We start from the raw sequence: 18,586 nt of genomic DNA on the forward strand, positions 1-18,586 counted from the left end.
CTATTTTTCATAACGTGTGGTCATGAGTCACGCACCGCGTACCCGTACCGTCCTTGGCTGCACCCTGCTGGTCGTGTCCCTCGGGGCGGGCGCCGGCGCGTGCGGCCGGTCCGACAGCAACCCGCTCTCGGCCAAGCCGTACGACGCGGCCGGCCAGGTCGTCTACAACGGCCCGGCGGGCAGCGCGAAGGCGGATCCGGAGCGCCCCCTGGAGATCTCCGCCAGGGGCAACGGCCGCCTCACGGACGTGACGGCCGCGGACGCCCAGGGCCGCTATCTGGCGGGCGAACTGGACGGCGACGGCCACCGCTGGCACTCCACCGCCCCGCTGGTGGCCGGCACCCACTACACGGTCGTGGTCTCCACGGAGGACTCGGACGGCTCTCCGGGCCGCCGTACGCTGACGTTCGACACGGCGGCGCCCAAGGATGCCGTGAAGGTCGAATTCGGCCCGGAGGCGGGCAAGTACGGCGTCGGACAGCCCATCACGGCGGAGCTGAGCAAGCCGGTCAAGGACAAGGCGGCCCGCGCCATCGTCGAACGCGCGCTCAAGGTCGAGTCCACGCCCAAGGTCGAGGGCAACTGGTACTGGGTCGACGACAAGATGCTCCACTACCGGCCCAAGGACTACTGGCCGACGGACGCGACCATCAGGGTCTCCTCGCGCCTGGAGGGCGTGAAAATCGCCAACAAGCTCTACGGCGGCGCCGCGCACCCCCTGAAGATCACCACGGGCGACCGGATCGAGGCCATCACGGACGCCTCGTCGCACTACATGACGGTCAAACGCAACGGAGAAGTGATCAACACCATTCCGGTGACCACCGGCAAGCCGGGCTTTTCCACCCGTAACGGCGTCAAAGTGGTGCTCGGCAAGCAGTACTTCGTACGGATGCGCGGGGAGACCGTCGGCATCTCGGCCAGCAGCTCGGACGGGTACGACCTGCCCGTCTACTACGCCACACGGGTCACCTGGAGCGGTGAATACGTGCACGCCGCGCCCTGGTCGGTCGGTTCGCAGGGCTCCGAGAACGTCAGCCACGGCTGTACGGGCATGTCCACCGGCAACGCGGCCTGGTTCTACGAGACCGTGACCGAGGGCGACATCGTCAAGGTCGTCAACAGCATCGGCGAGGACATGACGCCCTTCGACAACGGCTTCGGCGACTGGAACGTCGAATGGGACAAGTGGCGCAAGGGCAGCGTGCTCCAGGCCGACCTGAAGGCCGGGCAGAGCAAGCTGAACTCCGCCCGGCTGCGGCCGCAGGTCTGAGGGCCCGGTGGGGGGATCCGGGTCAGCCCCGGGCGGCCACGGCGCCGTCGGAGCGGCGGGAACGGAGCAGGGCGGCCAGTGCGCCCGCGAACTCGACCGGGTCGACCGGGAGGGTCACCGCGGCGTCCGCGCGGCTCCAGGTGGCCAGCCAGGCGTCCTGAGGGCGCCCCATGAGCAGCAGCACGGGCGGGCACTGGAAGATCTCGTCCTTGATCTGCCGGCAGATGCCCATGCCGCCCGCCGGGACGGCCTCCCCGTCGAGCACACACACGTCGATGCCGCCGCGGTCCAGCTCCTTGAGGACGGCCTGTGGCGTCGCGCACTCCAGGAAGGTCACCGGGGGAACATCGGAGGCGGGCCTGCGTCCGGCGGCGAGCCGCACCTGCTCACGGGTGCTCGCGTCGTCGCTGTAGACAAGTACGGTGGCGCTCGAATGCATTGTTCCTCCGAATCGACGGCGGTACGGGCTCGGGAGCCGATGCGCGGATGCTACTCCGTCCGACACCCTGTCAACACCGGTTCCGCGAGCGCCCGGATGGGCCGTTCGAGCAGGACACGGGGCGCGGACACACCGAACGGCACCCCCCGGAGTGAGCGCGAGATAAGCGACCGACATAATGTCGGTCGTGGCGACAGCAACGACAGTAGAAACCGGGCACGCGCACCCGTCGGTCAATCGGCCGAACCTCACCAGCGTCGGAACCATCATCTGGCTGAGTTCCGAGCTGATGTTCTTCGCGGCCCTCTTCGCGATGTACTTCACCCTGCGATCGGTGACGGGTGCCGAGCACTGGAAGGAAATGGCGTCCTCGCTGAACCTTCCGTTCTCGGCGACGAACACCACGATCCTGGTGCTCTCCTCTCTCACCTGCCAGCTCGGCGTCTTCGCCGCCGAGCGGGGCGACGTGAAGAAGCTGCGCACCTGGTTCACGATCACGTTCGTGATGGGTGCGATCTTCATCGGAGGCCAGGTCTTCGAGTACACCGAGCTGGTGAAGAAGGACGGCCTCTCGCTGTCCTCGGACCCGTACGGCTCGGTGTTCTACCTGACCACCGGCTTCCACGGCATGCATGTGACGGGCGGTCTGATCGCCTTCCTGCTGGTTCTCGGCAGGACCTACGCGGCCAAGAGGTTCACCCACGAACAGGCAACCGCCGCCATCGTCGTGTCCTACTACTGGCACTTCGTCGATGTCGTCTGGATCGGCCTCTTCGCCACGATCTACCTGATCAAGTAATCGGGCCCGCAGGCCCGAACCCATCCCGCATCGACGCAGAAGATCCTGACACCGGGGTAATCCGTGAAAAAGCTCTCCGCACGACGACGCCATCCGCTGGCGGCGCTCGTCGTCCTACTCCTCGCGCTGGCGGCCACCGGGGGGCTGTACGCCGCGTTCGCGCCCGCGGACAAGGCGAAGGCCGACGAAACCGCCCAGTCCCTCGCCATCGACGAGGGCAAGAAGCTCTACTCCGTCGGCTGCGCCAGCTGCCACGGAACCGGCGGTCAGGGCACCTCTGACGGTCCCTCGCTGGTCGGCGTCGGCTCCGCCGCCGTGGACTTCCAGGTCGGCACCGGCCGTATGCCGGCGCAGCAGCCCGGCGCGCAGGTGCCGAAGAAGAAGGTCATCTACACGCAGGCAGAGATCGACCAGCTCTCCGCGTACGTCGCGTCCCTCGGCGCCGGCCCGATCAAGCCGACCGAGAAGCAGTACAGCCCGGACGGTGCGGACATCGCCAAGGGTGGCGAGCTGTTCCGTACCAACTGCGCCCAGTGCCACAACTTCTCCGGCAAGGGCGGTGCGCTGACGCACGGCAAGTACGCCCCCAGCCTTGAGGGCGTGACACCCAAGCACCTCTACGAGGCCATGCAGACCGGCCCGCAGAACATGCCGTCGTTCCCCGACACGACGATGCCGCAGAAGCAGAAGCAGGACATCATCGCGTACCTGGACGCTGTGAACAGCGAGAAGACCGCCAGCCCCGGCGGCCTTGAGCTGGGCGGCCTCGGACCGGTCAGCGAGGGCCTGTTCGCCTGGATCTTCGGTCTGGGTGCCCTCATCGCAGTTGCCATCTGGATCGCGGCCCACTCCGCTAAGGCCAAGAAGTCATGAGTAGCCAAGACAATTCCGAGAACCTGCCCAGCGAGCAGGACCCCGAGCACGGCTCGGTAGAGCGTGCCCGCGACCCGTTCGCGGACCCGGGGCTGCCGCCCCACCGCCCGCGTGTCCAGGACATCGACGAGGCGGCCGCCAGGCGCTCCGAGCGCGTGGTCGCCGGCCTCTTCACGCTGTCGATGATCGCGACGGTCGGCTTCATCGCGTCGTTCGTGATCTTCCCGATCGACAAGATCGTCTACATCTTCCCGTTCGGGCACGTCAGCGCGCTGAACTTCTCCCTGGGTCTGACCCTGGGTGTCGCGCTGTTCTGCATCGGCGCCGGCGCGGTCCACTGGGCCCGCACGCTGATGTCGGACGAGGAGATGTCGGACGAGCGCCACGAGATCGCGGCGCCGCCGGAGGTCCGCGAGAAGGTCATGCAGGACTGGGCGGACGGCGTCCGCGAGTCCGGCTTCGGCCGCCGCAAGCTGATCCGCAACACCATGTACGGCGCGCTGGCCATGGTGCCGCTCGCCGGTGTGGTGCTCCTGCGCGACCTGGGCACGCTGCCCGAGGACAAGCTGCGCAAGACGATGTGGGCCAAGGGCAAGGCCCTCATCAACATGAACACCAACGAGCCGCTGCGTCCCGAGGACGTCGCGGTCGGCTCGCTGACCTTCGCCAAGCCCGAGGGCCTGGAGGAGGACCAGCACGACTTCCAGACCCAGATCGCCAAGGCGGCCCTGATGATCGTCCGGCTGCAGCCGGAGAACATCAAGGACAAGCGCGAGCTGGAGTGGTCGCACCAGGGCATCGTGGCGTTCTCGAAGATCTGCACCCACGTCGGTTGCCCGATCAGCCTGTACGAGCAGCAGACCCACCACGTGCTCTGCCCGTGCCACCAGTCCACCTTCGACCTCTCCGACGGGGCCCGCGTCATCTTCGGCCCGGCCGGTCACGCTCTGCCGCAGCTGCGGATCGGCGTGAACAGCGAGGGTTACCTCGAAGCGCTCGGCGACTTCGAAGAGCCCGTCGGTCCTGCCTTCTGGGAGCGCGGATGAGCACCACCACCACTGACGAGCGGCGCGAGCCCGGGAACGGCGAGAAGTTCGCCGACTGGGCCGACGGTCGGCTGGGGATCTACACCCTGGCCAAGACCAACATGCGCAAGATCTTCCCGGACCACTGGTCCTTCATGCTCGGCGAGATCTGCATGTACAGCTTCATCATCATCATCCTCACGGGTGTGTATCTGACGCTGTTCTTCCACCCGAGCATGAACGAGGTCGTCTACGACGGCTCCTACGTTCCGCTCCAGGGCGTGCAGATGTCCGAGGCGTTCAACTCGACCATGCACATCAGCTTCGAGGTGCGCGGTGGTCTGCTGATCCGGCAGATCCACCACTGGTCGGCGCTGATCTTCCTCGCGGCGATGTTCGTGCACATGATGCGCGTCTTCTTCACGGGCGCGTTCCGCAAGCCGCGCGAGGTCAACTGGCTCTTCGGCTTCCTGCTGTTCTTCTGCGGCATGTTCACCGGCTTCACCGGCTACTCCCTGCCGGACGACCTGCTCTCGGGCACCGGTGTCCGCTTCATGGAGGGCGCCGTCCTCGGTGTCCCGGTCGTGGGTACGTACCTGTCGTTCTTCATCTACGGCGGCGAGTTCCCCGGCGGCGACTTCGTGGCCCGGTTCTACTCGGTCCACATCCTGCTGCTGCCCGGCATCATGCTCGGCCTGATGGTCACGCACCTGATCCTGGTCTTCTACCACAAGCACACCCAGTTCGCGGGTCCCGGCCGCACCAACAAGAACGTCGTGGGCGCGCCGCTGCTGCCCGTCTACACGGCCAAGGCCGGTGGCTTCTTCTTCCTGATCTTCGGTGTCATCGCGGTCATCTCGGCGGTCGCCTCGATCAACCCGATCTGGGCCATCGGCCCGTACCGCCCGGACCAGGTGTCCACCGGCGCCCAGCCCGACTGGTACATGGGCTTCGCCGAAGGCCTGATCCGAGTGATGCCGGGCTGGGAGATCAACGCCTGGGGCCACACGCTGGTCCTCGGTGTGTTCATCCCGCTGGTGATCTTCCCGCTGGTGCTGTTCGCGATCGCGGCCTACCCGTTCATCGAGGCCTGGATCACCAAGGACAAGCGCGAGCACCACATCGCCGACCGCCCGCGCAACGCTCCGGTGCGCACCGGCATCGGCGTGGCCTGGATCACCGCGTACATGGTGATGCTGGTCGGCGGTGGCAACGACCTGTGGGCGACCAACTTCCACCTGTCGCTGAACGCCATCACCTGGTTCGTCCGGATCGCGTTCTTCGCCGGCCCGGTCCTCGCGTTCATCGTCACCAAGCGGATCTGCCTCGGCCTGCAGCGCCGGGACGCCGAGAAGGTGCTGCACGGTCGTGAGACCGGCATCATCAAGCGGCTGCCGCACGGTGAGTTCATCGAGGTGCACGAGCCGCTCGACGCGGGCCAGCTGTACAAGCTCACCGCGCACGAGCAGACCGTTCCGCACGAGCTGCCCGCGGCGGTCGACGAGAACGGTGTCAAGCGCAAGGTCTCCGCCATGGAGAAGCTGCGCGTCAAGATCCACAAGGGGTACTTCGGCGAGCAGAGCCAGATCGCCAAGCCGAGTGCCGAGGAGTTCGAGGAGATCACCAGCGGCCACGGCCACCACTGATCCCCTCTTAGCGGTATCGCTGTACGCCACACAGCACAGGGCCCCGTCCAGGCGATGGACGGGGCCCTTCGCCGTCCCCGGGGCTGGATAGGGTGTTCCCATCCCATACCCGTAGATGGACCCAGGAGTGGACCATGAACGTTGTGACCCCGGTCGGCGGCGACAGCGTGGCGGCCTACTCCTGGCCGGGCGTACTGGACGCGCTGCTCAGCGGCACCGACCAGAGCGCGGACGCGACCGCCTGGGCGATGGACCGCATCATGCGCGGCGAGGCCAGCGACGCGCAGATCGCCGCCTTCATGGTGGCCCTGCGGGCCAAGGGCGAGACGGTCGCCGAGATCACCGGCATGGTCCGGGCGATGTACGAGCACGCCAATCTCATCGAAGTGCCCGGCCGGACCGTGGACATCGTCGGCACCGGCGGTGACGGCGCCAAGACCGTCAACATCTCCACCATGTCCGCGATCGTGGTGGCGGGCACCGGTGCGAAGGTCGTCAAGCACGGCAACCGGGCCGCGTCCTCGGCCAGCGGCGCCTCCGACGTCCTGGAGAAGCTCGGCGTCAATCTGAACCTCACCCCGCGCCGGGTGGTCGAGGTGGCCGAGCAGGCGGGCATCACCTTCTGCTTCGCGGTGACGTTCCACCCCGCGCTGAGATACGTGGCCCCGGCCCGCCGCGAGCTCGGCATCCGCACGACCTTCAACTTCCTGGGCCCGCTGACCAATCCGGCCCGGGTGAAGGCCCAGGCCACCGGGGTAGCGGACGCACGGGTGGCGCCGATCGTGGCCGGGGTGCTCGCCGAGCGCGGCTCCTCGGCGCTGGTGTTCCGCGGCGACGACGGCCTCGACGAGCTGACGACCACCGCGACCTCGCGGGTCTGGATCGTGCGGGACGGCGCCGTGCGCGAGGAGCCCTTCGACCCGAGGGACGTGGGCATCGACCTGGTGCCGGTGGAGGCGCTGCGCGGCGCCGACGCCTCGTACAACGCGGACGTGGCCCGGCGGCTGCTCGCGGGGGAGACGGGACCGGTGCGGGACGCGGTGCTGCTCAACTCGGCGGCGGCGCTTGTCGCCCTGGAGCCGGGCGAGGGCACTCTGGTCGAGCAGATCCGGGCCAAGATCGACAAGGCGGCCGAGGCGGTGGACTCGGGGGCGGCCCGCCGCACCCTGGAGCGCTGGGTCGCGGCGAGCAACGCGTAGGCCCGGAGCGGTCCCGTACGAGTGTGACGCAAGGCGCGGTCCGGATGCCGGACCGCGCCTTGCGCGTACGCGGACATATGGCAGGATGCTTTCCAAGGTCATGAGTGACAGCGACTACGGCCCCGGCCCGCTGTCCGGCAACCCTCCGTCCGTGGCGGGGTGCCCCGGGTGAAGACCAGGTCGTAGGCAGCGAGGTCTACGGCAAGCGCGGACCCCTGCGCACTCATTTCCTTGAGTGGCGCGCCCCTGGGGTCCTGGTCCTCAAGGGAGCAGTCTCGTGAGCAAGCGAATGCGATAGGGCCTTCGGCCCCTCTTTCTGTACACCTCCGTACGCCCTTCTTTGGCGTACGTCGAGGTCAACCCCCGTACGCGGAACGGCCGTCGAGCCGTCGCGCGGGGCCTTCACAGTCAGTTCGCCTTGTCCTGCCGGGAGATACCGTCATGTCCGCATACGCGTCCACGTCCTCCACCGTCGCCTCCACTTCTTCGGAAGAGCCCTGCTGCGCCGCGCCGCTGCCGGTGCTCGGCCGCGATGTCACCGTCCCGCTGGTCACCGGCGGCGAGGTGACCTACGCCGCCCTCGACTACGCGGCCAGCGCGCCCGCCCTCCAGCGGGTGTGGGACGACGTCGCCGCGTACGCCCCGTACTACGGCAGCGTGCACCGGGGCGCGGGGTATCTCTCGCAGCTCTCCACCGACCTGTTCGAGAACAGCCGGGCGGCGGTGGCGGAGTTCCTGGACTGCCGCCCGACCGACCAGGTCGTGTTCACCCGCTCGACCACGGATTCCCTGAACCTCCTCGCCCAGGTGCTCCCGGCCGACTGCCAGGTCTTCGTCTTCGAGACCGAGCACCACGCCTCGCTGCTGCCGTGGCGGGACGCGCGGGTGACCTACCTCAACGCGCCGCGTACGCCGCAGCAGGCGGTGGCCACGCTGGAGCGGGCGCTCGCGGACCGTGACCCGTACGGTCCCGCCCTGGTGTGTGTGACGGGTGCTTCGAATGTGACCGGTGAGCTGTGGCCGGTGCGGGAGTTGGCGGCGGCCGCGCACGCCCATGGCGCGCGGATCGTGCTGGACGCGGCGCAGCTGGCGCCTCATCACCCCGTCTCCGTAAGGGAGTTGGACGTCGACTGGATCGCGTTCTCCGGCCACAAGCTGTACGCGCCGTTCGGCTCTGGCGTGCTCGCGGGGCGGGCCGACTGGCTCCAGGCGTCCGAGCCGTATCTGGCGGGCGGGGGCGCCTCGCGGCGGGTCGCGCGGCGCGGTGACGGCGGGGTCGATGTGGAGTGGCACACCACGGCCGCGCGGCACGAGGCCGGTTCGCCGAACGTCATCGGTGTGTACGCGATCGCGTCCGCGTGCAAGGCGCTGACCGAGGCGGGGTTCTCGGGTCTCGTGGAGCGGGAGGAGCACCTGATCGCGAAGGTGCGTGCGGGGCTTGCGGCGGTGCCGGAGGTGCGGGTGCTGTCGCTCTTCGGCGACGACGCGCCTCGGGTCGGCGTCATCTCGTTCGTGGTGGAGGGGTGGAACAGCTCGCACTTCGCGGCGGCGCTGTCTGCGGAGTACGGGATCGGGGTGCGGGACGGGCTGTTCTGCGCGCATCCGTTGGTGCGGACGCTGCTGGGGAGCGAGCCGCAGGAGCCGGGGGAGTGCGGGGCGCCGGAGGCGGAGCCGGGGGAGCGGTCGCTGAACGCGATCCGGGTCAGCTTTGGGGCGGGGACGCCCGACGAGCACGTGGATCGGTTTGTGCGGGCGGTTGGGGAGTTGGTGCGGGACGGTGCGAAGTGGTCGTACCGGACGGAAGAGGGGCGCTGCGTCCCGGCGGTGTGAGGTTTCGTCTGCGGATCGTGCGTGGTTGCTCGCGCAGTTCCCCGCGCCCCTAAATACCTAGGGGCGCGGGCCGCAGGCGAATTACTCGGCGTCGAGGCCGATCGCGAACGCCGCCTCCAGGTCGTGTTGCGAATACGTGCGGAACGCCACGTGGGTGTCCGTGGCCTCTACGCCCGGGATCTTGCTGATGCGGCCGGGGATGATGTCCGCGAGGTTGTCGTGGCGGGCCACGCGGACCAGGGCGATCAGGTCGTAGGTGCCGGTCACCGAGTAGACCTCGGACACGTTCTCCAGCGCCGCGATCGACTCCGCGATCTCGGGGATCCGGTCCACGCTGGTCTTGATGAGCACGATCGCGGTGATCACGGCTGGTCTTCTCCCTCGGTGGCGGCGGTGGCGGCCGACGCCGGTGGCGGCTTCGGTCGTTTCACTCTAGCCGTACGGCGATAACGTCCCCAGGCGTAGAGAAAGCCCAGGCCGAAGCCGACGAGATGGGCCAGATACGCCACCCCGGGCCCGGCCGGCGCCGCCCGTACCGCGAGCCACTGGAGCACGAACCAGAAGACCAGCACGATCCAGGCGGGAAAGCGCAGCGGCAGGAAGAAGAGGAACGGGAAGAGGCTGGTCACCCGCGCCCGGGGGAAGAGATACAGGAATGCCCCCAGAACCCCCGAGATCGCGCCGGAAGCCCCCACCAGCGTCTGGTCGGAGGCGGAGTGCGCCGCCGCGTACGCCAGCAGGGCCAGATAGCCCACGCCCAGATAGAACAGCGCGAACGCGACCTTGCCCATGCGTTCCTCGGCCATCGCGCCGAAGACGTAGAGGAAGAGCATGTTGCCCAGCAGATGCAGCCAGTTGCCGTGGACGAAGAGCGCGGTGAGGGGGGTGACGAGGGTGGCGGGATCGCCGGTCGTGAGTTCGTTCGGGATGACACCCCAGCGGGCGAAATACGCGCTCTGCGCGGCGAGCAGCGCGTCCCCCGTTCCGTATGACGGGTTGAGTCCGGATACGGGGCTGACGATGAAGACCAGGCAGCAGAGCGCGAGCACCGTGTAGGTGACCGCCGGACCCTGCGCCGCCGTTCCCCGCAGGGCACTCCGCTTGATCATGACCAGAGCATGGCGTAACGGGAGCGAACGGTACAGACCGCCTCGCCGTGCCGTGGCACAGCCGGTAGGCCGTAGGGTTACGGGCAGTACATCCGCAGTTCGACGGCGCACCGCGAGATCCTGGACCATGGCCGATCATTGACAGCATGGAAGAAGGACTGCACTCCATGACCACCGTTCCCCAGCCGACCGCCGACACCCGGTGGCGCTGCACGCTCTGCGGCAACCTGACCCGCTTCGACGTCACCCGCTCGTCGAAGGTCGTCGAGTACGTCCATCTGGACCTCTCCGGAGAGCCGAAGGTCGAGGAGCGCGAGGTGGTCAGTGAGACCATCGAGTCGGTGCGCTGCCGCTGGTGCAACGCGGTGGACCAGATCGAGCTCGTGGACAGGCCGGGCGCCGTCTCCCAGTGACGGGGTCCCGGTGAGCGACGGACGACAGTTGAGGTGACGGATTGTGGAGCATGCAAGCGGTGCCGAACCGGCCGGTGCTGCCGGTGACGGCCCCGCCGAGGTGCTCGACCGCCCGCTGCCCGAAGGGGTGCGGCGCCGGGTCGTCGCGCTGGTCTCGGACGCCTTCGGCGGGCTGACCGTCACCGAACTGCCGTCCCAGTTGCGACAGTACGCCCGTTTCACCCCGATCCGCCGTGCCAAGTTCGCGGGCAACGCCATGGCCGCCGCCCTCGAATCCGACCCGCTGTTCCGCCAGCGCATCGGCGAGCGTCTGAAGGAGGCTCAGCCGGAGCTGGCCGCCGCCCTGGAGTCCGGCGCGCCGCCCGCGGCCGCCGATCCGGTCGACGTCGCGGCCGCGGCCTATGTGCTGCGCCCCACCGGCTGGGTCAAGCTCGTCGCCGCCGCGGGCGAGGAGGCCCAGCGCGCGGACGCCGAGCGCGCCGACGAGGAGGGCAAGCGCGAACTGGAGCGGCTGCGCGCGGAGCTGGCCGAGGCGCACGAGCGGGGCCGCGCCGAGCACGAGGAGCTGCGCGCCGACCTGGCGGCCGCCCGTAAGGAAGCCGAAACGCTCCAGCGCAAGCTGCGCAGCGCGCTCAGCGACGTCAAGCGCGGCGAGGCCGCCCTGCGCAAGGCCACCGGGGAGATCGACGGGGTCAGAGCGGAGGCGGCGGCCCGGGTGGCCGCCGCCGAGAGCGAGTCGCGGCGGCTCAAGACGCGCCTGGGTGAGGCCGAGGCGTCCGTCGAGGCGAGCCGGCGCGCGGTGCGCGAGGGGCGCTCCATCGAGGACATGCGGCTGCGGCTGCTGCTCGACACGGTCCTGGACGCGGCCTCCGGGCTGCGGCGCGAACTGGCGCTGCCCCCGGCCTCGGTGCGCCCGGCCGACACCGTGGACGCGGTCGCCCCCGGCCAGATGACCCCGAAGGACATCGCGGCCCGGGCCCTGTCCGAGACCGACCCGGCGCTGCTCGACCAGCTGCTCGCGCTGCCGCAGGTGCATCTGGTGGTGGACGGCTACAACGTCACCAAGACCGGCTATCCGACGATGCCGTTGGAGAAGCAGCGGCTGCGCCTGCTCGGCGGTCTCTCGATGCTCGCCGCGCAGACCGGCGCCGAGATCACCTGTGTCTTCGACGGGGCCGAGCTCGCCGCCCCGGTGCTCCTGGCGCCGCCCAGAGGCGTACGGGTGCTGTTCTCCAAGCCGGGCGTGACCGCCGACGAGCTGATCCGTCAGCTCGTACGGGCCGAGCCTTCGGGGCGTCCCGTGGTGGTCGTCTCGACCGACCGCGAGGTCGCGGACGGCGTCGCCAAGGCCGGTGCCCGGCCCGTCGCGTCCGTCATGCTTCTGAAGCGGCTTTCGCGCGTCTAGTAACTCCTGCGTTCAATGCCCGAATTCGGGTGATCAGTTCCCAGCGCTCTGTCAAGTGCCCATTACTACGCGTGGGATGACTGTAAAGAATCCTCCCTGCGACCGAGTTTTTGCGTATCAGGATTTGAACTGATCACAAGAGGGTCACTAGGGTCGGGGCTCGAACCTTCACGCGGTTGATCACTCGTCCGGGGTGACCGTGAAGGTCCCGCCGAGTCTGCGCTGTTCGGCGGCTGAGGAAGAAGGAGCTCGCCTTCGTGGCGTCCCACCGTCGACCCAAGCCCGCGAGCCGTACCCGTGTGACCGTGCTCACCGCGACCGCCGCCGCGGCCGTCGCTCTCACGTCCCAGGCCGCGCACGCGGACCCGAAGCCTTCGAAGAGCGAAGTGAAGGCCAAGGTCGACAAGCTCTACGACGAGGCCGAGCAGGCGACGGAGAAGTACAACGGCGCCAAGGAGAAGCAGGACCAGCTGGAGAAGCAGGTCGGCGCGCTCCAGGACAAGGTGGCCCGCGGCCAGGACGAGCTCAACAAGCTGCGCGACGGCCTGGGTTCGATGGCCTCGGCGCAGTACCGCTCGGGCGGCATCGACCCCTCGGTCCAGCTCTTCCTCTCCTCCAACCCGGACGACTTCCTGGACAAGGCGTCCTCCCTGGACCAGCTGAGCGCCAAGCAGACCGAGGCGCTGCAGAAGATCCAGGAGAAGCAGCGCGGCCTCGCGCAGGAGCGCAAGGAAGCCACGGACAAGCTCAAGGACCTCGCGGACACCCGCAAGGAGCTCGGCGACAAGAAGGCCGAGACCCAGTCCAAGCTCGCCGACGCGCAGAAGCTCCTCAACTCGCTGACCGCCGCCGAGAAGGCGTCGCTCGCGGCCGACGACGCGCGGGCCAACCGCACCGAGACCCGCACCGACCTCGGCAGCGAGGTCCCCGCCTCGCAGCGCGGCGCCGCGGCCCTCTCGGCCGCCCAGTCGCAGCTCGGCAAGCCGTACGTGTACGGCGCCACCGGCACAGCCTCGTTCGACTGCTCCGGGCTCACCTCCTGGGCGTACCGCCAGGCCGGCGTGAACATACCCCGCACCTCGGAGGAGCAGGCCACCGCCGGCACCCAGATAGGCCGCAGCCAGCTCAAGCCGGGCGACCTGGTGCTCTTCTACGGCGACCTGCACCACGTCGCTCTCTACGCGGGCAACGGCCAGGTGCTGCACGCCCCGAAGCCGGGCGCGGTCGTGCGCTACGAGTCGATGGACAACATGCCGTTCCAGTTCGGTGTCCGCATCGGCTGACGCCTCCCGCCACGCGTACGGCCCGGTCACGGGCCGCTTGCCGACGGCGCCCGAACGGGCGAATTCCGGTAACTCACGCTGACGCCACGCCCCGCCGGTGACCTGTGTTCTCCGGTGGGGCGTCACTTTGCGTAGGCACAAGGGTCGTTGGACGCCCGTGCCGGTCCCGCTACTGTCCGGCGTGCGGTGCCCCCGTGAACCTCCCACTCGTCCGCCCGCCCCGGGCGGCAGGGGCCGCACCGCCGGAAGGAGTGCGGCTTCACGTGGCGTCCCATCGCCGTCCCACGCAGCCCGGCCTCGGCCAGACCGCCCGGGTCACCGTTCTCTCCGCGGCGGCGGCCACCGCGGCCGCGGCCTTCGCGGCACCGGCCAGCGCCGACCCGGGCGACACCGGCAAGGCCCGGGTCGACCGGCTCTTCGCCCAGGCGGAGAAGGCGACCGAGGAGTACGACAAGGCGGACGAGCACGCCACTGAACTGCGCCGGCAGGTCAGTGACGCGCAGGACAGCGTCGCCCGGGGCCAGGAGCGGATCAACCGGATGCGGGGCGCGCTCGGCGCGATCGCCGGCGCCCAGTACCGCTCCGGGGGCATCGACCCCTCCCTCGCGCTGCTGCTCTCCGAGAACCCGGACAGCTATCTCGACAAGGCCGCCGCCCTCGACCGGCTCAGCGAGCGCCAGAGCGTGCAGCTGCGCGAACTCCAGCAGGAACTGCGGCGGATCGGCCAGCAGCGCACCGAGGCCACCCGCAAACTCGCCGAGCTGGAGCGCAGCCGTATCGAGGTGGCCCGGCACAAGCGGACCGTCGAGGCCAAGCTCGCCGAGGCCCGCCGGGTGCTCAACGCGCTGCCGACCGCCGACCGCGCCGCCTTCGACCACGCCTCGCGCGGCGGCGGCCGCACCCCGGACCTGGGCAGTGCGGTGCCCGCGTCGGGCCGGGCGGCGGCCGCCGTGCTCGCGGCCCGCCAGGCGCTGGGCAGGCCGTACATCTGGGGCGCCACCGGGCCGTCCGGGTTCGACTGCTCGGGCCTGATGCAGTGGTCGTACGCGCAGGCGGGCGTCGGGCTGCCGCGCACCTCGCAGGCACAGCGGTACGCCGGGACCCAGGTGCCGCTCTCCCAGGCGCGCCCCGGCGACCTCGTCGTCTACCGCTCCGACGCCAGCCATGTCGCGATGTACGTGGGCAACGGGCAGGTCATCCACGCCCCCTACCCGGGCGCGCCGGTGCGCTACGACCCGGTGGGCATGATGCCCGTCTCCTCGGTCACCCGCGTGTGACCGTACGATCGGGAGGATGGCGGATCGGCGGTTCACCGGCGGGTGGCGACGGCGCACGGCGGGATACGGACTCGCGGCGCTGCTGCTCGCCTCCGCCTGCTCGGCCCCGGCCGCCGCTCCCGACGCCACCGCCCGCCAGGTCCAGCGCACCCTCGACAGCCGGGCCGCCGCCGTCCTGCACCACGACGAAGGCGGCTATCTCGACGCGGTGGACCCGGCCGCCGGGACCCTGCGGGACGCCCAGCGGGCCGAGTTCGTCAATCTGCGCCAGGTGCCGCTGAGCGCCTGGGCGTACCGGGTGACGGGCCTGAGCCACGACGGCGCGCGGGCCAGCGCCCAGGTGGAGCTGAGCTACCGGATCGACGGGTACGACAGCGCGCCCGTCGTCTCGGACCGGGTCGTGGAGCTCGGCGAGCGCGCCGGGCGCTGGTACGTCACCGGCGACCGCCCGGCCGACGGCGCCGCCCAGCCGCTGTGGCAGCAGGGCCCGGTCACCGTCCTGCGCGGCACGCACAGCCTCGTCCTCGGCGTCGGCCAGGACCGCACGCTGCTCCAGGAGATCGCCCGCACCGAGGACCGCGCGGTGCCCGCCGTCTCATCGGCCTGGCCGGGCACCTGGGCGGGCAAGGTGGTCGTCCTGGTGCCCGCCTCGCTCGACTCGATGGCGGCGCTGCTCGGGGCGCCCCCGGCCTCGTACCGGGGGATCGCGGCGGTGACCACCGGCGAGGCGGGCGCGGCCGGGACGACCCCCGCGGACCGCGTGATCGTCAACCCCGAGGCGTACGGAGTCCTCGGCGACCTGGGCAAACGCGTCGTCCTCACCCATGAGACCACCCACGTCGCCACCCGCGCCCGCACCTCGCCCGCGACCCCGATGTGGCTCTCCGAGGGCTATGCCGATTGGGTGGGCTACCGGGGCACCGGGCGCACCGCCGCCCAGGCCGCGCCCGAACTCCAGCAGGCGGTACGGCGCGGCGAACTGCCCGACGAGCTGCCCTCCGACGCGGACTTCGGCTTCGAGGGCGGCGCCGACCGGCTGGCCCGGGCGTACGAGGGCGGCTGGCTGGCCTGCTCCCTGATCGCCCAGCGCTGGGGCGAGGCCGGACTCGCCGCCTTCTACGCGAAGGTGGGCGAGCAGAAGCACCGCGCGGGCGCCGTGGAGAAGGCGATGAACGACGAACTGGGCACCACGCCAAGGGAGTTCACCACCCTGTGGCGCTCTTACGTACGGGACCGGCTGGCCTGAGCGGTGAGGACCATGCGGGCCGCCCCGACCGGCGCCGGAACCGTGGCGCGCCACAGACGCCGACACGCACTGACCGACGCGACCACGAGCAGTCCGTTGCGTACGAACAGGAGCAGCACCCCCAGCCAGTCACTCGCCACCACATGCGAGAAGAACAGCGGGAATTCGAGCAGGGTCACCCCGGCGGCGGCGAGCACGAGCTTGGCGGGCCGGGCCATCGGACTGCCAGGGAAGACCAGGCATACGGCGGCCAGCCCGACCAGCCAGATCAGATACTGCGGGCTGATCACCCGGCTGGTGGTGGTGAAGAGCAGCACGGCGGTGAAGGCGGCGTCCGCGAGCGTGCCGGGTCCGCTCTCGCGGGCCCGCAGCCGCCACAGCAGCAGCCAGCCGAACGCCACCACGGTCAGCCCCATGGCCAGCGTGGAGACCAGCGGGACGTACGGGCCCAGGAACTCCACCGACCCGTAGTTGAGCTGCACATGGCCCTGCCAGCCGAAGTGGCGGGCGACATGGAAGACGAGCGCGCCCAGCGACTCGACCTCGGTGCCGCGCTCGCGCTGGAAGGTGAGGAACGCGAAGGCACCGGGCGCGACCGCGTGGCACAGCAGCAGGAACCCGCCGCCGGTCACGGCGGCGGTCGCCCAGGCCCGGCGCGGCGCCCGGGCCAGCAGCAGCACCGGCCAGACCTTCAGCAGCGCGCCGAACGCGGCGAGCGCGCCGAGCACCCCCGGCCGCCGGACCCCGGCCAGCAGCGCGGCCACCGCGACGGCGGTCACCATCAGGTCGTAGCGCGCGTACGCGGTGGGCCCGAGCAGCGGCACGCCCCAGACCCAGACCCACGCGCCCGTACGGGACTTCCCCGACCGCCCGCCCGCGTACAGCAGCAGCTCGAAGACGGCGCAGTCGGCGAGGAACGCGAGGACGAAGAAAGCGGACGGGTAGCCGAGGAAGGGGACGGCGCCGGGCGCGAGGATGGCGAGGGCGGCGGCCGGCGGGTACTGCCAGGTGACGTCGTCCAGCGGATACGTGCCGGTGCGCAGCACCTCGTACCAGCCCTGGTAGATGACGTTGACGTCGCTGGTGACGTCCGGGCCGGGCGCGACCAGGACCCGGAAGACGCAGAGCAGCAGCAGACACCGGGTGAAGGCGAACACGGCGAGGATCGCGCCGGTGCTCTTCGTGTGTCCTGCACCGTTCACTGGGGACATGCGCACCTCGTCCGTTTTCCCTCCGGTAATTCCCATGGCGGAGGAGTCATGATGCCGGGCGGGGGCGTGCCCGAGCGATGAGGCGGGGCCGTTCGGTACTGTCGGCGGCGATGCACAAGACCCTGATCGTGACCAATGACTTCCCGCCGCGCCCCGGCGGCATCCAGGCGTTCCTGCACAACATGGCGCTGCGGCTCGACCCCGAGCAGCTCGTCGTCTACGCCTCGACCTGGAAGCGGAGCCGGGAGGGCGTCGAGGCGACCGCGGCGTTCGACGCCGAGCAGCCGTTCACCGTGGTGCGCGACCGCACCACGATGCTGCTGCCGACGCCCCGGGTCACCCGCCGCGCGGTGGGCCTGCTCAAGGAGCACGGCTGCTCCTCGGTGTGGTTCGGGGCGGCGGCGCCGCTCGGTCTGATGGGCCCCGCGCTGCGCCGGGCGGGTGCGGAACGCCTGGTCGCCACCACGCACGGCCACGAGGCGGGCTGGGCCCAGCTGCCCGGCTCGCGCCAGCTGCTGCGGCGGATCGGCGAGGGCACGGACACGATCACCTATCTGGGTGAGTACACGCGGTCCCGGATCGCCGCCGCGCTCACTGAGCGTGCCGCCGACCGGATGGTCCAACTGCCGCCGGGCGTGGACGAGAAGACGTTCCACCCGGGCTCGGGCGGCGACGAGGTCCGCGCGCGTCTGGGCCTGACCGACCGCCCGGTCGTGGTCTGCGTCTCCCGCCTGGTCCCCCGCAAGGGCCAGGACACCCTGATCCTCGCGATGCCCGCGATCCTCGCGCGCGTGCCGGACGCGGTGCTGCTGATCGTCGGCGGCGGCCCGTACGAGCAGGAGCTCCGCAAACTGGCCGAGGAGACGGGCGTCGCCCCCTCGGTCCGCTTCACCGGCTCCGTCCCCTGGGCCGAACTCCCCGCCCACTACGGCGCCGGCGACGTCTTCGCCATGCCCTGCCGCACCCGCCGTGGCGGCCTTGACGTAGAGGGCCTGGGCATCGTCTACCTGGAAGCCTCGGCGACGGGCCTCCCGGTGGTGGCAGGCGACTCGGGCGGCGCGCCCGACGCGGTCCTGGACGGCGAAACGGGCTGGGTGGTCCGAGGCGGCTCCCCGGAGGAGTCGGCGGACCGCATCGTCACCTTGCTCCAGGACCCCGACCTGCGCCGCAGGATGGGCGAGCGGGGCAGGGCGTGGGTGGAGGAGAAGTGGCGCTGGGACTTGCTCGCGGAGAAGCTGCGGGCGCTGCTGTAGGCCCGGCCTTCGTCTGCGGATGGTGGGTGGCCGCGCCCCCAAGAAGCGTGGGTTCCCTGCGGACCGTGCTGGGCTGATCGCGCAGTTCCCCGCGCCCCTAACCACCCAGGGGCGCGGGGAACTGCGCGACAAGCCACGCACGGTCCGCAGGCGAACGAAGGCCCGGTAAGGGGCGCGCTGCCCACCGTTCAAGAGGCGTGGTGCCCGCACTTAAGGGGCGCGGGGAACTGCGCGACCAGCCCCCACCCACCCGCAGCCAAAACACAACGCACCCCCGCCCACCACATTCCCACCCCTGACGGTCA

The 18,586-nt window shown here is 70.4% G+C and carries 17 protein-coding genes and 1 riboswitch; of the genes, 13 read left to right on the forward strand and 4 right to left on the reverse strand.

Going from position 1 to position 18,586, the window contains the following annotated elements; genetic code table 11:
• Positions 1–22 precede the first annotated feature (22 nt).
• Positions 23–1,273, forward strand: coding sequence for an Ig-like domain-containing protein (locus tag BG418_RS13490; protein ID WP_188274056.1), 1,251 nt, complete (start codon positions 23–25; stop codon positions 1,271–1,273).
• Positions 1,274–1,295: 22 nt separating this feature from the next.
• Here the strand turns inward: BG418_RS13490 and BG418_RS13495 are convergent, their stop codons facing one another.
• Positions 1,296–1,712, reverse strand: coding sequence for a response regulator transcription factor (locus BG418_RS13495; RefSeq protein WP_188274057.1), 417 nt, complete (start codon positions 1,710–1,712; stop codon positions 1,296–1,298).
• 178 nt (positions 1,713–1,890) lie between these two features.
• Here BG418_RS13495 and BG418_RS13500 point away from each other — a divergent pair, with 178 nt between their 5' ends.
• From BG418_RS13500 to BG418_RS13525, 6 genes are all read left to right on the forward strand, one after another.
• Positions 1,891–2,511, forward strand: a complete 621-nt coding sequence (locus tag BG418_RS13500; protein WP_188274058.1) for a heme-copper oxidase subunit III — start codon at positions 1,891–1,893, stop codon at positions 2,509–2,511.
• A gap of 63 nt (positions 2,512–2,574) precedes the next feature.
• Positions 2,575–3,384: a c-type cytochrome gene (locus BG418_RS13505; RefSeq protein WP_188274059.1), complete on the forward strand. Its 810-nt coding sequence runs from the start codon at positions 2,575–2,577 to the stop codon at positions 3,382–3,384.
• Positions 3,381–4,430: a ubiquinol-cytochrome c reductase iron-sulfur subunit gene (locus BG418_RS13510; protein ID WP_188274060.1), complete on the forward strand. Its 1,050-nt coding sequence runs from the start codon at positions 3,381–3,383 to the stop codon at positions 4,428–4,430. Before BG418_RS13505 ends, BG418_RS13510 begins: the two co-directional genes overlap by 4 nt.
• The gene (locus tag BG418_RS13515; protein ID WP_188274061.1) at positions 4,427–6,055 is read left to right on the forward strand and encodes a cytochrome bc complex cytochrome b subunit; all 1,629 of its coding nucleotides are present in this window, start codon (positions 4,427–4,429) and stop codon (positions 6,053–6,055) included. Before BG418_RS13510 ends, BG418_RS13515 begins: the two co-directional genes overlap by 4 nt.
• Positions 6,056–6,189: 134 nt before the next feature.
• A complete protein-coding gene (trpD, locus tag BG418_RS13520) occupies positions 6,190–7,254 on the forward strand; it encodes an anthranilate phosphoribosyltransferase (protein ID WP_188274062.1) in 1,065 nt (354 codons plus the stop codon).
• Between the two features lie 96 nt (positions 7,255–7,350).
• Positions 7,351–7,468: riboswitch (SAM riboswitch) on the forward strand.
• Positions 7,469–7,695: 227 nt separating this feature from the next.
• Positions 7,696–9,084 carry an aminotransferase class V-fold PLP-dependent enzyme gene (locus tag BG418_RS13525; RefSeq protein WP_188274063.1) on the forward strand — a complete coding sequence of 463 codons (1,389 nt, stop codon included), beginning with the start codon at positions 7,696–7,698 and terminating at the stop codon, positions 9,082–9,084.
• An 81-nt stretch (positions 9,085–9,165) separates the two neighbouring features.
• Here BG418_RS13525 and BG418_RS13530 read toward each other — a convergent pair whose 3' ends face one another.
• On the reverse strand, positions 9,166–9,450 hold the full coding sequence (locus BG418_RS13530; RefSeq protein ID WP_188274064.1) for an Lrp/AsnC family transcriptional regulator: 285 nt from the start codon (positions 9,448–9,450) through the stop codon (positions 9,166–9,168).
• Positions 9,447–10,193 carry a rhomboid family intramembrane serine protease gene (locus BG418_RS13535; RefSeq protein WP_188274065.1) on the reverse strand — a complete coding sequence of 249 codons (747 nt, stop codon included), beginning with the start codon at positions 10,191–10,193 and terminating at the stop codon, positions 9,447–9,449. Before BG418_RS13535 ends, BG418_RS13530 begins: the two co-directional genes overlap by 4 nt.
• Before the next feature lie 167 nt (positions 10,194–10,360).
• Between BG418_RS13535 and BG418_RS13540 the strand changes: the two genes are divergently transcribed.
• From BG418_RS13540 to BG418_RS13560, 5 genes are all read left to right on the forward strand, one after another.
• On the forward strand, positions 10,361–10,606 hold the full coding sequence (locus tag BG418_RS13540) for a hypothetical protein (RefSeq protein WP_188274066.1): 246 nt from the start codon (positions 10,361–10,363) through the stop codon (positions 10,604–10,606).
• A gap of 43 nt (positions 10,607–10,649) precedes the next feature.
• Positions 10,650–12,011, forward strand: a complete 1,362-nt coding sequence (locus BG418_RS13545; RefSeq protein ID WP_398998660.1) for an NYN domain-containing protein — start codon at positions 10,650–10,652, stop codon at positions 12,009–12,011.
• Between the two features lie 257 nt (positions 12,012–12,268).
• A complete protein-coding gene (locus BG418_RS13550; RefSeq protein ID WP_188274067.1) occupies positions 12,269–13,294 on the forward strand; it encodes an NlpC/P60 family protein in 1,026 nt (341 codons plus the stop codon).
• A 263-nt stretch (positions 13,295–13,557) separates the two neighbouring features.
• Positions 13,558–14,571, forward strand: coding sequence for an NlpC/P60 family protein (locus BG418_RS13555; RefSeq protein ID WP_188274068.1), 1,014 nt, complete (start codon positions 13,558–13,560; stop codon positions 14,569–14,571).
• A 16-nt stretch (positions 14,572–14,587) separates the two neighbouring features.
• Positions 14,588–15,817, forward strand: coding sequence for a hypothetical protein (locus tag BG418_RS13560; RefSeq protein ID WP_188274069.1), 1,230 nt, complete (start codon positions 14,588–14,590; stop codon positions 15,815–15,817).
• Here BG418_RS13560 and BG418_RS13565 read toward each other — a convergent pair.
• Positions 15,793–17,028, reverse strand: coding sequence for a glycosyltransferase 87 family protein (locus BG418_RS13565; protein WP_188274070.1), 1,236 nt, complete (start codon positions 17,026–17,028; stop codon positions 15,793–15,795). The genes BG418_RS13560 and BG418_RS13565 overlap by 25 nt on opposite strands.
• A 110-nt stretch (positions 17,029–17,138) precedes the next feature.
• On the opposite strand from BG418_RS13565, the gene BG418_RS13570 reads away from it, so the two are divergent.
• Positions 17,139–18,281, forward strand: coding sequence for a glycosyltransferase family 4 protein (locus BG418_RS13570; protein ID WP_188274071.1), 1,143 nt, complete (start codon positions 17,139–17,141; stop codon positions 18,279–18,281).
• Positions 18,282–18,586 lie beyond the last annotated feature (305 nt).

This window comes from Streptomyces sp. CBMA152 (assembly GCF_014596475.1).
Classification (GTDB): domain Bacteria; phylum Actinomycetota; class Actinomycetes; order Streptomycetales; family Streptomycetaceae; genus Streptomyces.

Excerpts from the sequence above, each read along its gene's own strand:
- BG418_RS13535 (WP_188274065.1), bottom strand. The coding sequence starts at position 10,193 with ATGATCAAGCGGAGTGCCCTGCGGGGAACGGCGGCGCAGGGTCCGGCG.
- BG418_RS13560 (WP_188274069.1), top strand. The coding sequence starts at position 14,588 with ATGGCGGATCGGCGGTTCACCGGCGGGTGGCGACGGCGCACGGCGGGA.
- BG418_RS13525 (WP_188274063.1), top strand. The coding sequence starts at position 7,696 with ATGTCCGCATACGCGTCCACGTCCTCCACCGTCGCCTCCACTTCTTCG.
- BG418_RS13565 (WP_188274070.1), bottom strand. The coding sequence starts at position 17,028 with ATGTCCCCAGTGAACGGTGCAGGACACACGAAGAGCACCGGCGCGATC.
- BG418_RS13515 (WP_188274061.1), top strand. The coding sequence starts at position 4,427 with ATGAGCACCACCACCACTGACGAGCGGCGCGAGCCCGGGAACGGCGAG.
- trpD (WP_188274062.1), top strand. The coding sequence starts at position 6,190 with ATGAACGTTGTGACCCCGGTCGGCGGCGACAGCGTGGCGGCCTACTCC.
- BG418_RS13500 (WP_188274058.1), top strand. The coding sequence starts at position 1,891 with ATGTCGGTCGTGGCGACAGCAACGACAGTAGAAACCGGGCACGCGCAC.
- BG418_RS13510 (WP_188274060.1), top strand. The coding sequence starts at position 3,381 with ATGAGTAGCCAAGACAATTCCGAGAACCTGCCCAGCGAGCAGGACCCC.
- BG418_RS13490 (WP_188274056.1), top strand. The coding sequence starts at position 23 with ATGAGTCACGCACCGCGTACCCGTACCGTCCTTGGCTGCACCCTGCTG.
- BG418_RS13570 (WP_188274071.1), top strand. The coding sequence starts at position 17,139 with ATGCACAAGACCCTGATCGTGACCAATGACTTCCCGCCGCGCCCCGGC.
- BG418_RS13495 (WP_188274057.1), bottom strand. The coding sequence starts at position 1,712 with ATGCATTCGAGCGCCACCGTACTTGTCTACAGCGACGACGCGAGCACC.
- BG418_RS13540 (WP_188274066.1), top strand. The coding sequence starts at position 10,361 with ATGACCACCGTTCCCCAGCCGACCGCCGACACCCGGTGGCGCTGCACG.